We start from the raw sequence: 15,305 nt of genomic DNA on the forward strand, positions 1-15,305 counted from the left end.
AGGTTCACAGCCAGTGCCGCGCCCACGGAGCGACGGCCGGGACCAACCGGTAGTACACCCGACTCGCCCGACGTTCCGACACCAGCAGACCCGCCTCCCGCAGCTTTCGGAGGTGATGGCTCACGGTCGGCTGGGAAACGCCCACGTCCTGGATGTCACAGACACACGCCTCGCCCCCGGGTCGACTCGCGATCCGGGACAGTAACCGCAGCCGCACCGGATCCGACAGAGCCTTGAACATGCCGGCCAGCTTCTCCGCCTCCGACATCGAAAGCCCTTCGACCCCCGACGACCCACAGCACCCATCCGGCGACGTCACCAATCGGGACACGACACAGTCACACGAGGAAACCGACATGCGTCGATTTTGACAGCTGTCGATTCAGCACGCCAAGTGGGCCCCGGCCGGGAAAGGGAACCTCGCAAGGGGCCGCAGGCATCGTGACGCCCAGCAGCACCTGGGACACACGACCGGTGGGCAGCTGCTCGCGAACAGCCGACTCGGGAGCATCCGACCCGTGCGTCAGGTCCACCATCCGCCCTCAGCGCGTTCCTAGTACATCGGGCCTCGCGAACTTGCGGCACCGACGGCGGTAACCAGCGAGGGCATCAGCGTCGACACGGTATCTGTACCCGCAGTTCCCCCATCGGCCGACCCAGGGCGACGGCCAATGCCTGCCTGCCGCTACGTGGTAGCGACCTGCGGCCTCGCAACTCCGGGTGCCTACACGATTCCTTCGAGCCTCTCGCGGAAATCCGTCGCCAGCGAAACCCACTCGCTGAGCAGCCGATCACCGATGATGCCCACCGCGTCCTCGGGCATCCAACCATCGTGCACCGTGCCGATCGCGTACTCGCCACGGTCGCCCCGCCAGACAATGACCGCGCTCTTCCGCCGCTCTGACCTCGTGACGCCGCGCCAGAAGAGGTTGTCCGGCTTCGACGCGCGGCCGATGGAGGGGTACTGATCCGCATGCGGCCACCGCCGCCACGCGTAGGAGAACGCGAATTCAAGGTCGATCTTCTGCGAGGTTACACGGGAAGCTCCCAACGCTACGAGGCCAAGCCCAAGACCCTCGACAATCTCACGAACCTGCTGATCTCTGCTCGCCATCCGGCCCCACCCCTCGATCTCGACCCCACTTGGTCACACGTGGTGGCTCTACCCTGCCAAGGGCACCCCACCAAAAGTTTTCTACCACGCATCCGCTAGCAAACTGCCATTGTTGCATGGAGCACGTCGCAATCAGCTCCTCCGAACCATCGTGAGGCATCACTCCGATATACCGGATTCGGCGCTTCCCCTCACACCGCCAGATACCGTTTCAGACATCGAGCATCGAAATGCGGCTATGCGGGCGGCCTTACGAGCAGCGCGGTTCGCGGGTCGACATCCGGCGCACAGGCAAGGGTCGGGAGTTCATGATCAAGCAGGCCTGCTAGTTCGACAGCGGCTTGCCCGGAGCAGTGGGCAGCCAAGATCGATTGCCCATTAGCCACACTGGCGTAGAACTGACCAGCATAGTAGATTGCATCCGTGTCCCCAATTTCATCGGCCATCCCGATGGCGAAGGGAATCGAGCCGATCAGGTCGTCCAGATGGGCCGCTGAACTGCAGGAATTGAGCAGGACCAGCAGGGGTGGATCGTCGGTCGCGGTCACCGCACGGCGAAATGCGCGCGCGGTAACGATGGCACCCTCGTGAGGTTCGTCGAGATCCCGTTCGAAGACGACGAGGTCCTTGGTGCTGTGGCCAGAGAAATGGATCACATGTGGACGGAAGCGAGTGACGCCGTCCAGAAGATCTACCACCGTTGCCGCAGTGCGGAGGTCAAACGTGATCAGGTCACGATGTAGGGCTCGTTCAACCATGCTGCGAATACGTGCCTGTTCCCGGCCAACGCGCAAGTCGCCCTCCGAGGATGCGCCCAACATCAGTACACGCAGTTTCTCTGGTTTGGGTGGCCTCAGTTCCCGCAGGACCATGTGCATCTGGATCTCTGCGGCTGTCAGGCGCTCCTTAAGCTCGGCCTGTTCGTTCGCCACGCGGCGGGCCGCCGCCGCGTGCTCTTGCTGGAGCCTTTGCTTTTCAGCAGCATCGCGACGGTTCACTTCCGACTCCAGGCGCTTCCTTTTACGCTCCGCTGTATTGCGGTCCGATTCCTCCGCCTTGGCCAGCTTGCTCTGGAGATTTGCGGCTTCCTTGCTGTACTTGGCAGCCTTCGTGGTCCATCCGGCCGCGTCACGACTAGCGGTGTTGGCCTCCTGTTCGCGCCTTTCGGCCTCCCGGAGCTTGCTCTTGACCGTTGAAGCGTTCGTCGACCTCGCGGCGGCCTTCCGCGCCGCAGCCGCAGCAGAGCGCTTGCCAGCTTCCTTGCTCCGCTGCTCCCCGGCCTTCTTCTCAGCAGCAGCGCGTGCCTTCAACTTCGACTCCAGCTGACTACGGTAGTAACTCGCGTTCATCTTCACGTCCTTCGAGCCGTCCAGGCGCATCAGGCTACGCCCGGGCACTGACATCCGAGCTTGCTCCACGGTGCTTCGACCCGTATTCGGACTGGTCCCCCGATTCGTGGGCCTACACGGACAACTCGTTACGGGGACGCTGTCCGCACCCCGAGCCCCGGTTCGGGGGCGTCTCGGGCCGGCGTCGGACCCTCTCTCCCCACGTACTCCACTCAGGACCATGCATCGCCCAGACGGGAACGGGTCACGACCACTAGCGCAGCGATGAGTTCAACGCCACGGGAGCGCGATGCAGAGAGGCGGAGCCAGTCCCACCGCGCTGACGATGGCCCCGTGGAAGGAAGCTCAGAGAAGGAGACCCACGGGAGTTCTGGACCGAGCGCATGCGAGCCTTCCGGTCGACACCTCATGGCTCCCGCGGGGTGACGCTTCTTGCCTGTCGGCTTGCGTGGGATCCTGCCCTCCTTGCGGAGAGATGCGCACCCGAAGGTCTTGCTTCAGCACATTGCGCCCGCGTAGGCCGCAGCTTCGCTGACCTGATGCTGCGGTACGAACAGCTGGATCAGGATGGTCTCATGGTCCGCCGAGGTCTCGGGGAGATCAGTTACCAGTACCCGCCACTCGCCTATGAGCACCAGCCTTCCCACGTCTCCAGGCCAGGCCCTCATCACGAAGAAGCGGTCTTCCCCCTAGACCTTCACTGAGATCCACCCAAAGAATTCCTTAAAGAACTCCACACGGCGCGCGATCTGGTAATGGAAAGGTTGTGAACCAGAGTGCCAAGAAGCTGAGCTTCGCCAGCTCGTCTTGGCCCCAGACAAGCCGGTCTCTTCAACAACTCCCATGCCCACGCCGACACGGCGCCGACGCGTGGCTGAACAGGCGCCCAGAGAACATTGATATTTACCTCGAACAGTTCCTATGTCATGTCAACGACCAAGTTCCTCAGAGCCATATTAAGGGCTGAAGGGGCCGCGCCCTCCGCCAGGAAACTGGCGTCGCCGGCAGAGGGCCGCTCACTATATGGGCCGGGCATCGCTGTGTGACCCCCTCGAACCGGGTTCACCCCCCTCCCCAAGACGAACTGGAGCACCGAGGTCTTCCCGTCAGACCGCAGTTGTTTCGGAACGCACCGCAGCCACCAACGCGCGGGACTTCCGCGCGCCGACTCCGAGCCGCATACGGAGGGTCTCCGCCGAGATCGGCCGCTGGTGCTCCTGCTGGTGCTGGGCATCCTCCGCACGTGCCCGCTTCAGTAGTTCCTGTTCCAAGTGTGGTGTGTTCGTCCTCCGCGGCTGGACGCGGAGTTCCGAGACCGGCCGAGACCGCCCCTTGTCCAGAACCACAGCCGTCTTAGTCGCTTGGTGCACAGACTTCACCGGGGAGGAAGCCGACTCCGCCCCCGTATGGAATGGGCCGGACTGATCAGGTTGTGCCGTCGCCCCAGACGCCGTGCCCACGGCGGCGATGGCCTGGAGCAGGCCAGGGCCGACCTCGGCCCAGCCGATCAGCAGCAGCGGGCCGACCGCGTCGAAGGCGGCCTTGCCGTAGTGACCGGCCAGTACCGGCTCCGCCATGTTCAACGCCAGCGTCATCACGCTGGCCAGCACCAACAGGCGACGTGCGGGACGGATTTGCTCCTTCGGTGCTTCGTTCATCGCCAAGTAGCGCACTCCGAGCAGCAGTCCGAGAACCGACAGGTCCACAGCTGGCGCGACCAACGGGGCGACGTAGGCCGGCACCCCCAGGCGAAGCCCCAGTGCCAACACGTTCCCGAAGCCGAACAGGAACGTCAGGCCGATCACGGCGCCCACGATCCCGGTGACCGCACGCTCTATCGCCACATGTCCTGCGGCCGACCCCTGGCCGGGCGACGAGGGAGGTGCCATCATCGCCTCCCCAGTACGACCGCAGGCTCAAATCGCCCTTCGAACACCAGCCGACCCGCGAGAACCTGCGGGTCGGCCGTGCGACCATCTGCGTAGTGCCTTGCCAGGGGCACGAACTGGCACAAGCGGCGATGATTCCGCAGGCACCCACTTGCGCAGAGCCACCTCGGACCGGCGACCTCAGCGCCGCGAACGGCAACTCCCAAAGCGGTCATCGGGAACCACCCCGCGGGGACGACCGCTCCGGCTCTCCACCGCAAAGACGCAGGTCACCGCACAACAGGAGCGGTTGGGGTTTTGGGTCAAGTCCCCCCTCGGACACGAACCTTTACCCAACGGGATGATGTTGGGTCTGCCAGGTGCGGGTCGGGGGCAGCCTCGATCCGCACCTGGCGTTTTGCTGGGTGGTAGGTGCCTTGGATTCCCAGGGCGCGATAGATGGCGGTCTTCTCCTCCGCCGAGGCCCCCTGGACCGCATTCACGAGGTCCCCAAGCTCACGGATCATCGCTTCGATGTCGTCGCGGGAGAGCGTGGGCTCCTCAGGCCGGGAGACGGCGTTGAGACGGGCCTGAGCCTTGGTCCTGCGTGCCCTGACGTCGTTGGTCCAGGCGGCGATGGTGACGGGGTCGCCCCCCGCGTCCAGAGTTGTCTGATACCGGGCGAGCTTCTGGTCGCAGTCCTTGATCACCTGGCGAGCCTGCTCCTCCTCGGGATCGATGCCGGTGCCGGATGCGGTGGCATCGACCATGGCGTCGACGGTGGCCCGCAGGCGGTGCGGGGCGAACGCTCGGGCCAGCCATCGATCCAGCGGGGGCAGTACGTCGGCTTCCCTGAGGGTGATGTTGCGGGGATGTTGGACCCGGTTGGCCAGCGCGTACTCCTCCGGATACCGGCAGCGGTAGTACGCCTCTCCATGGCTCTGTTGTCCTTAGCCGTCCAGGAACTCCCGGAAGACCCGTTGGACGACCAGGGAAGCGACCGGATCTGGATCCAGGCCGTTGATCATTTTCCCCTCTGCGGCTTTGGCCGGGTGAGGGTGAGGGCCGAGGGGCACGATCGACGCGAACTCCGCGCAACACGTTGCCGTTGGCCCGCAGCCCCTTCAACCGGCGGTCCGCTTTCTTCGCCGCCTCCTGGATCTCAGGCTTGCGGCCAGCACGCTTCTGGTCGTCCAACTCTCTCAGAACTGCGGGCATCAGGCGGACCATGTACGGCTTCCCCAACAGCGGGGTGTAGATGGCCACAACGGGGTCATCCAGCAACATGTTGGTATCGACCACCAAGCGCACCGCCCACGGATCGGTGGGCAGAAAGTCGCCCAGTTACCGAAGCGTTGCCACAGCAATCCCGATGTGGTCGGTGGCCTTCTCAATGGTGGCCGGCACCGTGCCGGCAATCGGCCCAGCAGCTTCATCCTTCGTGCCTCCAACTCGCGGCTGCTGGGCGCCCAGCCCCACTTCGGCGCACCAAGATGCACGGCATAGCCGAGTCTGCGGTTGGGATCGACGTTGCGGACCTGCGAGTCCGCGAGGATCAGTACGAAGTCCTGCTCGATCAGGTCCAGTTCCGATCGCAGACGATCCAAATTGGTCAGCGGGGCCACAGGCATGGAAGCCATCTACCGGTGATGCCGCACACCGCTGACAGCTGGCGCATGCACCAGCGCGGGGCAGGGTAACGCCTCGACAGCGTCGCAGCCACGTTGCGCTCCACCTCCTGGGCGGTCATGGCCACTCCCCCCATATCCAGCCCTTATCCGACACGCCCACCTCTGCTCCGGGATCCGACATAAGTCATCCCGCCTGCCGGCTCCGCAGGGGCGATGATCGGCCGACCGGCCCTCGGTGGCGCCGCTGATCAGCTTCCGGCGGGAGTGTAGGTCTGGGAGCCTGGCAATAGCCAACGGGGCGACGGGGCGCCATGCACCCCGATAGGAGGGGATTCGTCGGTGGACTGGCACGTGGCGCTCGGGCTGGGGGCTCTGGGCGGACTGATCGTTGAGGCGGTGGTCTTCTACAGCCGCGTCTCGGCATGGCAGACCGCCCGACACAGGCAGCGAGAACAAGGCCGGAAACGGTTACCCCCACTGCGGAGATATGTCGACCCACTCGCCGACGCGTTGGCCGGGCTGACCCGAGTCATGCTGGGAGCTGGGGCGGGCTGGCTGTTCCACCCCCAGGTCACCGGCGTCTACGCCGCAGTCGCGGTAGGGGCCGCCGCTCCCGCCTTGCTCCAGCAATTCGGTGCTGCCCGTGCGGCCCGCATGACTTCGCAAGGCCCCGAGCCATCTGATACACCAGCCGCAGCAACAGGGCCACAATCCCCTGGCGTAAGAGGCACCGAACGCTTGCGGGGGGAGCAACCCTCGGCACAGGCCACCGTGGAGTCCCAGCGGCAGGGGGTCACAGAATGAGCCGGCCCTTCTCACGGCGTTACCTCGACTCCCTCCTGCCACTCGGCTTCACAGGCCGGGCACCTTCCCGCCATGAACGGCACGCCGACGGCAACACGCTGTGGCGCCGCTACCTCGCCTCCCTCCTCACCACACCGCTGCCTCCACCGGTGCCCGCCCAAGCCAGTCCCGAACCGGAACCAGAACCGGACACCCCGCCAGCGGAACATCCCGAGCAGGCCTTACCCGCGATACAGCTTCCCGTTTACCTACGGAGGGCAGCCGCGCGTTGGAAGACCGTGCACCCCCATGTTCGCCTTCAACACCGCACCGCCCTCCTCCACCTCTCGGACGCCCTCTACCGCACGGACACCAGCGCAGCATTCCTCGCCTTTGCCCTCACTCTCGACTTTGACTTCGACCGCGAACTCGCCCTCGCCCGCGACCTCGCCTTCGACCTCGACCGCGCCCGCGACCTCGCTCACGCCCTCGACTTCGACCGCGAACTCGATCTCACCCACGACCTCGCCCACGCCCTCGACCTCGTCTACGGCCTCGTGAACGACCTCGCCCACGCCGTCGACGGCACCCACACCCTCGACCTCGCACGCAACCTTGACAGCGACCTCGCCCGAGCTTTGGCCTCGGTTCAGGAGGATCTGGCTGCCGCCGCCAACGATTTCACCGGCGCCGATCTCAACCCCACCAGCCTCGAAAATCTCAACCTCGCGGGACTGCGCTGGGATCAGCACACCCGATGGCCCACCCCCCTATGGGAGCAACGCATTCGCCGAGCATCTGCCGAAGATCCCCCCGGTTCCGGTACCTACATCGTCCTTCCTGAACGGCACGACACCCCCACCGAACACATCCCCTCATAGTCACTCCCCCCGACGCATCCACAGAAGCCAGTGCGAGCGGGCCTCCGCTGCCGAGGCGCCAAGGAAGCACGTGCCGCGGGACCCTTGCCGCGGAATGCCAGCGCTGACCACCTCGGCCGTCTCCTGTCCGCCAGCCGCGCAACGGGCGGCCACGCCCAAGGCTCGCACCAGCGCGGTGGCGGCACGGGAACGGGCGGCCGAGTCCGGCTCCGGCGTCATGCTTAGACTCTTGGATGGCGACCGGCGCCCCCGCGCCCCGGGATCAGGAGAATGGTCTCCGCCACTTCCCTGGCCACCCACTGCGGGCGGCTCGCGGTGCTGCGCCACGACTGCCCGCTCAGCGGCGTGGCCTTCACTCACGCGGGTTCCGCGAAGGGAGTGGAGCCACCCATTCGACGCTCTTTCGCTCGGGGTGGGCGCCCAACCGCGATGGCTCCGACTTCGGCCGGTGGTTCGCCCGATGAGGATAGGAGGGAAGGTTGGCGAGCCGGTGTAGTCGCCACACCACCACCTGGTGGATGTCCTCGGCGGTGCCCAGTTCGCCTGGGGCGACGGCTTCTCGCAGGAGCCTCGGGGGCCCCTGGCGCGCAGTGGACGGAACGGCAACTGCCATGCTCGTCTCCGTCCTGCCGCCCAACGGCATCCATCCGCGTCGCCATCGGACACGAACTTGACGCTTTGGACCAGGCGGCACGCGACATCGCCCCACTCCTCATCGGTCAGCAGACGATCGCCGGGCGCGGTGCGGACCGAACAGTGCCAGACATGCTTGGCCGGGGCCCTGGAACCAGTCTGCTTGACGGGGAAATCCAGTGCGGCGGTGAGTCGGGACAGTGTCGCTTCGCTGTCGCGGCCAGGATCGGGGACGAAGCCGTCCCAACTTCTCACGAGGTGGGGGTCCGTGTGTTCGTCCCGCTTGCCGGGCCCGTAGAGATAGGCGAGCAGACCGGGTGTCCGCGAGCCGCGCCGAATCTTGGGGATCATCAGATCCGCCTCCGCACCAGCCTGTCAGCCGCTCGATCGATCTGCGCCAGCGAGTGTTTCAACATCGCAAGACCGCGCTGCAACTCGTCAGGGAACGGCGTTCCACCGACGTTGTAGACATAGTCGATCTGATTGAGGTTGTTGCCGACGCGAGAGATCTGGGTGCGGAGCGCGGCCAGCTCGTCGATGGCTGCGTCCAGTTGCTCGTTGAGATGCGTCGCCCCCGGACTGCGGGCGGCGATGAGCGCCAAGGTGGCGAGGAAACGTGCAGTAGTGATCGCCTTCTTCATGGCGGCGGCTTCGATCTCGCTCCTCTCAGCCTCTGAGAAGCGGACGGTGAGCTTGTCAGGGCGCTGGCTGGGGTTGCGGGATCGACGGCGCGGTTCTCGGTCGGGGAAAGCGGTGAAACTCGGCGGCTGCTGAAGAGCTGGATCACGGGGGCGGCTTCTCCCACAGTAACCGGTTCCTCCGGGTGCCCGGACTCTGGTTGCTCCTCGCACGCCCTCGTGCGAGGAGCAACCAAATCTCCCTCGCCCTCCTGGGCGAGGGAAGTGCATATGACGGGCCGTGGGACCGTCATATGCGATAACTTGCTCCGCCGGCGGCCCGATGTGGGTCACCCTCCGGTCCGGGGGTGGGAGCACCGGGTTGTCGACGCTCACCGACCATGGTCGAGGCCACGCCGCTGGAGGTTCCGGAGCAGCCTCTCCACCCGGTCCATCGCCAGGACTGGATGGTGCAAAGTCCACGGGCGGCTGTCGGGACGGCGGCGCACTGTCCAACTGCCCTCCGCAGCACGCTCGATGCGATGAAGGTGTCCGCGCTGCTGCAGCAGGGACAGCCAGCTGTCCACTTCGGTCGGACAGGGTGTCGTTGGACAGCGGGATGCGCTGGCCGCGAATGGCTCGCGCAACGACTTTTCGGGTCAGTTTGTCCTCCGCGCTGACCGCCACCCGAGCGATCCTGAGCAGCTGCTCGGTGTCTCGCTCACCTCGGCGGAAAGCAAGTTGCCGGCCTTCTCCAGCAGCCCCCGGCGGTCGGGCGCTGCCCGCTCGGGCACCGTTTGCTCACAATGTGTCCGGGCTGACCGAACCGTTGTCCTCCGAAGGAGGACAGACCTCGACGCTTGTCCCGGTGCGCTGACGCGGGTTGTCCGGGAAGAGGCCAGCCACAGGGGCAACTCGGGTGAATTAATTCCCGTTCGGGGATGATGCCCTGGGCGATCGAGCCGGGCGGTCGGTGGACACTGTCCTGGGACATCACAACCGGAGTGTCCGAAGTCCAACCGGACACCCCCATGTCCACCCGTGATCGAGCTTCGAACGATGAGGATGTACAAGTACACTGCTCCGGTCAGGACAAACGGTGCAAGGATGAGCAAGGTGGCCGCCACCATTCGCCCAGCCGGAGTCCGGTCAGTGACCCAGCCTGCTGATTGAGTCTGAACGCGTGGAGGGCGTTGGCCCAGATGCTCGCCGAGGTGGCGACTCCGAAGAGTGTCCAAACAGAGAGCCCAGCGCGTAGCGGAGCTTCACGGAGGACGAGCAAGGCCCGGACGCCATAGGCGATGAACCCGTCGATGACCGAAGGCAAAAGATAGATAAGCGCCGACGACCAAAGTGCACATCGAATCGATCGTGCCGCACGCGGCCCGCCTCAAGCCCGCGCACGCGCGGCACCGAACTTACCGCCAACTCGCAGTCTTCGCCTCCACAATCGCAACGATGACTTCTTCTGTTCACCATCGAGCAATCCGTGAACCATTTCCCGAAAATCCACATTCTTCACACCTTCACGTACACATGCTCCCTATTTTTCGCGATTAAAGAGCTTCTGCATCAGACCCTACGTCACGCGAAATTCACCAAAACCACCCCCATGCGCGTCGACTTTCGGATTCACACTGCCGCCGCTCGCGTGGTCAATCAGCAAGTACTTGCTCGACGTTGGGAAACTCATTCGCTCACTGCACTTCGCCCTCTATGAGAAGACCTTCCCACGGCGGTCCCAGAAATCGTCCTCCCTTCATCAGAATATGTCGCCGAGAGCGGTCCCGATAGGTCCAGCTTCACGCTGCATCGATATGTCATTGAGATCAATGACGGTATTCTCGCCTTCCGTCCGTCCCGATCTGTGGCTGAATATCAAGCCGCATGTCGGTCCGGGGCACGCCCCGCATCGTCCACCGCCCAGCTGCGGACCGAGACGCATCGGCTTCTCGCGGTCGCCCGTGCCTACGGCGACGAGGAACTCGTTTTTCTCCGCGAGTCGCAGCTACCGTCCTCCCCAACAGGAGCATGAAACACATGACCGCCCCTACACAGGACTCTCAATTCTTCCAGGACCCCTACCCCATGTACGCCAAGCTGCGCACCGAAGCCCCCGTGCAATTGGGTCCCATTCGCTCGGAAGGGCGGCGCCGCTACCTCGTGCTCGGCTATGACGAGGCCCGGCAGGCCCTGGCCGACCCTCGACTCTCCAAGGATCCGGCCCCCTTCTTCGCCGACCAGCCACCCCGCGACATCCACCCGGCCGTCTCCCGCAGCATGCTGGCCACCGACCCACCCGCCCACACCCGGCTGCGCAAACTGGTGGCAAAAGCGTTCACCACCGGAGCCGTCACCCGACTGCTCCCCCGCATCACGGAGTTGACCCACGAACTGCTGGACCGCTGGCCACTCGACGGCGAAGTCGACTTCGTCGAAAGCCTGGCCACCCCCCTCCCCGTCACCGTGATCTGCGAGCTCCTCGGCGTCCCGACCGACGACCGACCCACCCTCCAACGGTGGTCCGCCGACCTCTTCGCAGCCGGCGACCCCGCCCGCCACGACGCGGCCTCCCACCAGGTCGCCGACTACACGGCCGACCTCATCACCACCAAACGCAGCCACCCGGGCGACGACCTCCTCGACCACCTGATCGCCACCAGGGACAACGGCGACCACCTCAACGAGGACGAACTCGTCTCCCTCGCCGTCCTGTTGCTCATCGCAGGCCACGAAACCACCACCAACTTCCTCGGCAACGCCCTCCTCGCCCTCCTCCAACACCCCCAAGCACTAACCCACCTCCGCGACCACCCCGACCAGATCCCCCACGCCCTCGACGAACTCCTCCGCTACGACGGCCCCATCAACACCGCGACCTTCCGCCACACCACCCACGACATCCCCCTCGGCGACACCACCATCCCCGCCGGCACCGCCGTACTCATCTCCCCCGCAGCCGCCAACCACGACCCCCAACGCTTCCCCCACCCCGACCAACTCGACCTCACCCGCGACCCCACCGGCCACCTCGCCTTCGGCCACGGCATCCACCGCTGCCTCGGCGCCCCCCTCGCCAAAGCCGAGGCAGACATCGCGCTCACCACCACCCTCACCCGCTTCCCCAACCTCCGCCTCGCCATCCCACCCGACCAACTCCACTGGCGCCACACCCGCCTCACCCGCGGCCTCACCACACTCCCCCTCCACACCTGAACACCGAGCGGGCGTCGCCCGTTCGCACAACGGGCGCTGGCTAAGTCCTCTTTCTGGTGCGGCAGTGGCGGGCGCGTCAGGCCCAAGGGCGGGCACGACGGTGATCTCGACAGGTGCGGAGAGAGCACCGGGTGGGTGACTTCTGCGGTGAGGTCGTGGAGACCAGGAGCTGCCCGTTCATTCTCTGGGGCCGGGAGCTGGGATTTCGGCGAGGGTCAGGATCACGGAGCGCTTTCTGAGGTGGAGGCGATGAGGGACGTCCTGCGGCTTGGGGTCGATGGGTTGACGAGGCGCCCGGGAGGAGGCGTGGCCGCTCGGTCCGGGCAGGGGAAGGAAACGCGGGTCAGGTGGTCAGGGTGCTGTGGGCACGTTCGTGGAAGTCTCGGGCCTCGGGTGCGGAGGAGTTCCGCAGGTGGTTGGCGAGGTCGAGCGGCGGTGCGGTGGTGCGGCGTGAGGTGATGGCTTCGCTGAGGTCGAGAGCCTGGGAGGCGGTGGAACAGGCTGCTTCGATGTGGCCGGCGTCGTACTCGGCATCGGCCTGTCGGCTGAGGTAGAGCGCTCGATCTCGGACGTAGACCGGGTCGTACAGGTTGGCGGTCTGTGCGAACTGCAGGGCGGCGAGGTCGGGCTGGCCCTTGTCGCGGTGGCTGCCGGCGCGTGCGGCGGGGATGTCGGGAGTCCCGAACCAGTAGGCCCAGCCGGGATCTTGGTGGTCGCCGGCGTCGGCGAGCAGGTGCTCGGCGCGGTCGAGGTCGGCCCAGCATCCCTGATCGCGCAGGTGTGCGCGGGCGCGGGTTCGGCGTGTGGTGAGCATCGCCTCGACGCGTGGGGTGGTGCAGCCCCTGAGTGAGGAGAGCGCGACCGTGGTCATCGTCTCGGCGTCCTGTGGGCAGTCGGTGTTGTAGGCGGCCACCGCCCAGAACCCCAGGACGTTGGCGCCCAGTGCGTCGTCGCCGGCGATCCGGGCGGCCCGCAGGGCGCTCTCGAAGAGGGCGTCGGCGCACACGTTGTGTATGTCGAAGACGGCGGCGGGCAGCACGGTGACCGTGCTCGACATCGACGGGGCGCGGGCCTCTTGGACGGTGCGCACCCCCGGCGGTCCTCGCGTCCCTCGCCGCGTACGCGGCGGGCCGCGCCCTGGGCGAGGCGCCCGAAGCGTTGGCAGTCGGGCTGTCCGGCTTCGCGGGGGTGCACCGCAGGATGCAGAGGCTTCCCCGCACGCGGGACGAGGTGAGGGTGGTGGATACCTTCGCCCACCACCCCACCGCGATCCACGCGGACCTCACCACCGCGCGGGAACTGGCCGCCGGCGGCCGGGTGATCGTCGCTTTCAAGGCGTGTGGGGAGCCACGCGTTCGGGCTCTGGGCACGCGGATGGGCGCGGCACTCGCGGCGGCGGACGAGATCGTGCTCCGCCGGTGCGAGGCACGGACGCCGAGGCGACCGTGCCCACGAGCACGGACGGGATCGAGCGGGCCGCAGTCGTGGCCGGGGCCCGCGTTCACCGGGCCACAGGTCTGGTGGAGGCCGCCGCCGTGGTCACCGCCGCTGCCAGGCCCGGGGATGTGGTGGTGACGATGAGCGTGGGCGAGGTCGCCAGCCTCGCGACGCTGATCAAGCAGGCCCTCGACCGGCCGGTGGCCGCCGTTGTCTAACGGCCGTCGCTCACGGGGTCGGGCTGGGCCAGGCACACCGCCACATGCTCCAGCCCGACACTGTGGGAGCTCTTGACCAGGACGACGCCACCGGGGCGGAGCAGTTCACGGGCCACGGTCAGGGCGTGGTCCCGGTCGCGGGACTCGACGATCTCCAGGCCCGGCCGCGCCTGCTTCGGGGCGTCGACCATCACCCGCGCGTCATCACCGCCGACCGTCACCAACAAGCTGATCCCGGCGTCGGCGGCCAGACGGCCGACCCGAGCATGTTCCTCGCCGGCGCCCGGGGCGGACGGTGCAGTGGCGGGAGGGATCACGGCCCGGCAGTGGGCGCAGCGGACACAAACGCATTTACTCGCGCTTCGTGGCTCTGCGGATCCGGACCGCCGAGCGTGAAATCCACGAGGCCACGGCCGACACCGGCCTCCCGGTCCGCTGGCTGCTGGCCGAATGGCCCGCCGGCGGGGACGAGCCCGTCCAGTTCTGGCTCTCCAACCTGCCCGAGACCACACCGCTGCCCGTCCTCGTGCGCACCGCGAAGCTCCGTTGGCGCATCGAGAATGACTACCGCGAGATGAAACAGGCCCTGGGGCTGGCCCACTTCGAAGGCCGAACCTGGCCGGGATGGCACCACCACGTCACCCTCGTCTCGGTCGCCCACACCTTCTGCACCCTCCAACGACTGAGCCGATCTCCAAAAGAGACGGCGTCGGCCTGAGACTCTGCCGAGTCGTCCACGAGCTGCAGATAGTTCTCGTGATCTGGACCGGCGCCCGCCCCACCTGTCACCGTGACATGCCAGCCCCCGGTCCAACATGACCAAGCACTACTAGGTGGCGGCGTAGCTGTGCGACCTGTTCGATGGTGACGGGGCGGGTGGTGGCGGGGAGTTGGTCCAGCGCCATGGGTATGGGGGATGGTGAGGGTGCGGGCACGAGTCTGCCTGGTGGGCATGGGGCTCGACAACCACATGATCACCGACGCCGTGCCTGTTCCGCGTCCCGAACCTGTGCTCATCGAACGGGGCATGACCGCCCATTACGCATGAAGGACGCGAAGCGGGACTCTTCGCGATCTTGCAATGCCTGCACTCAGCCAAGTGGCGGACATCCGGCCGGTGATCTGCCTGGCACCGCGCGAGGTGTTGGGGCAACGGATCCGGACGCGCTTGGCCGAGAGCCCCTATCACCGCTGAACCGTTCCCCGACACGAGAGGGCTGGACCAACTCCGACACGCCTCACTGCCGCTCGACGAACTCGAAGACCTGCTCCTTCACGGCGCCCGCTTCACCTCACCGCACTGGTCGTCCCACATCCAGGCGGCGAAAGCGGAGCGCCTTCAGGGTGCGGCCTCCGCCCGCCATGTCGAGAACCAACTCATCCTGGCGCCAGGTGCCCTGGACCGTGACACGTGCATCATCGAAGTGCCCCCGGGTCGTGAAGGACAGCTGCTTCCCCCGGAGGGTGTACGTGGAACTGTGGGTACCGCGCGGAGCCGTGTCTGGGCGCAACCAGCGTTCGATCGCGGCCGCCTGATCGGGTCCCGGGGCCGGTTTGA

General features: G+C 66.4%; 11 protein-coding genes and 4 pseudogenes. 6 read left to right on the plus strand and 9 right to left on the minus strand.

Annotated elements, in window-relative coordinates; translation table 11 throughout:
* Positions 1-4 precede the first annotated feature (4 nt).
* From AOM46_RS22530 to AOM46_RS36150, 6 genes and pseudogenes are all read right to left on the minus strand, one after another.
* On the minus strand, positions 5-358 hold the full coding sequence (locus AOM46_RS22530) for a helix-turn-helix transcriptional regulator (RefSeq protein ID WP_062214447.1): 354 nt from the start codon (positions 356-358) through the stop codon (positions 5-7).
* A gap of 366 nt (positions 359-724) precedes the next feature.
* Positions 725-1,114, minus strand: coding sequence for a hypothetical protein (locus AOM46_RS22535; RefSeq protein WP_062214448.1), 390 nt, complete (start codon positions 1,112-1,114; stop codon positions 725-727).
* A 236-nt stretch (positions 1,115-1,350) separates the two neighbouring features.
* Positions 1,351-2,517, minus strand: a complete 1,167-nt coding sequence (locus AOM46_RS22540; RefSeq protein WP_234313918.1) for a hypothetical protein — start codon at positions 2,515-2,517, stop codon at positions 1,351-1,353.
* A 1,052-nt stretch (positions 2,518-3,569) separates the two neighbouring features.
* Positions 3,570-4,268: a SpdA protein gene (locus AOM46_RS22545; protein WP_234313919.1), complete on the minus strand. Its 699-nt coding sequence runs from the start codon at positions 4,266-4,268 to the stop codon at positions 3,570-3,572.
* 386 nt (positions 4,269-4,654) lie between these two features.
* Positions 4,655-5,101 carry a hypothetical protein gene (locus tag AOM46_RS35535; protein ID WP_078857094.1) on the minus strand — a complete coding sequence of 149 codons (447 nt, stop codon included), beginning with the start codon at positions 5,099-5,101 and terminating at the stop codon, positions 4,655-4,657.
* 328 nt (positions 5,102-5,429) lie between these two features.
* Positions 5,430-5,642: pseudogene (locus AOM46_RS36150) on the minus strand (PIN domain-containing protein); the annotation flags it as partial.
* Between the two features lie 1,120 nt (positions 5,643-6,762).
* Here AOM46_RS36150 and AOM46_RS34160 point away from each other — a divergent pair.
* Complete coding sequence (locus tag AOM46_RS34160) at positions 6,763-7,626, plus strand: hypothetical protein (RefSeq protein ID WP_158920549.1); 864 nt, start codon at positions 6,763-6,765, stop codon at positions 7,624-7,626.
* A gap of 983 nt (positions 7,627-8,609) precedes the next feature.
* Here AOM46_RS34160 and AOM46_RS35545 read toward each other — a convergent pair.
* The gene (locus AOM46_RS35545; protein ID WP_067226486.1) at positions 8,610-8,900 is read right to left on the minus strand and encodes a hypothetical protein; all 291 of its coding nucleotides are present in this window, start codon (positions 8,898-8,900) and stop codon (positions 8,610-8,612) included.
* Between the two features lie 1,711 nt (positions 8,901-10,611).
* Between AOM46_RS35545 and AOM46_RS36155 the strand changes: the two are divergent.
* Together AOM46_RS36155 and AOM46_RS22570 are read left to right on the plus strand one after the other, a co-directional pair.
* Positions 10,612-10,911, plus strand: a pseudogene (locus AOM46_RS36155) (DUF6545 domain-containing protein); the annotation flags it as partial.
* A 5-nt stretch (positions 10,912-10,916) separates the two neighbouring features.
* Positions 10,917-12,092: a cytochrome P450 gene (locus AOM46_RS22570; protein WP_062214452.1), complete on the plus strand. Its 1,176-nt coding sequence runs from the start codon at positions 10,917-10,919 to the stop codon at positions 12,090-12,092.
* 343 nt (positions 12,093-12,435) lie between these two features.
* Here the strand turns inward: AOM46_RS22570 and AOM46_RS22575 are convergent, their stop codons facing one another.
* The gene (locus AOM46_RS22575; RefSeq protein WP_062214453.1) at positions 12,436-13,182 is read right to left on the minus strand and encodes a hypothetical protein; all 747 of its coding nucleotides are present in this window, start codon (positions 13,180-13,182) and stop codon (positions 12,436-12,438) included.
* Between the two features lie 110 nt (positions 13,183-13,292).
* Between AOM46_RS22575 and AOM46_RS36160 the strand changes: the two are divergent.
* Positions 13,293-13,493: pseudogene (locus tag AOM46_RS36160) on the plus strand (glutamate ligase domain-containing protein); the annotation flags it as partial.
* 17 nt (positions 13,494-13,510) lie between these two features.
* On the plus strand, positions 13,511-13,747 hold the full coding sequence (locus tag AOM46_RS35550) for a hypothetical protein (protein ID WP_062214454.1): 237 nt from the start codon (positions 13,511-13,513) through the stop codon (positions 13,745-13,747).
* Here the strand turns inward: AOM46_RS35550 and AOM46_RS22585 are convergent.
* Entirely contained in the window at positions 13,744-14,064 is a 321-nt protein-coding gene (locus tag AOM46_RS22585) for a hypothetical protein (RefSeq protein ID WP_062214455.1), read from the minus strand. The two genes, AOM46_RS35550 and AOM46_RS22585, sit on opposite strands and share 4 nt — an antisense overlap.
* On the opposite strand from AOM46_RS22585, the pseudogene AOM46_RS36165 reads away from it, so the two are divergent.
* Positions 14,025-14,465, plus strand: a pseudogene (locus AOM46_RS36165) (transposase); the annotation flags it as partial. The gene AOM46_RS22585 and the pseudogene AOM46_RS36165 sit on opposite strands and share 40 nt — an antisense overlap.
* Positions 14,466-15,305 lie beyond the last annotated feature (840 nt).

The organism is Streptomyces sp. NBRC 109706 (assembly GCF_000974485.1).
In the GTDB taxonomy this organism is placed as follows: Bacteria; Actinomycetota; Actinomycetes; order Streptomycetales; family Streptomycetaceae; genus Streptomyces.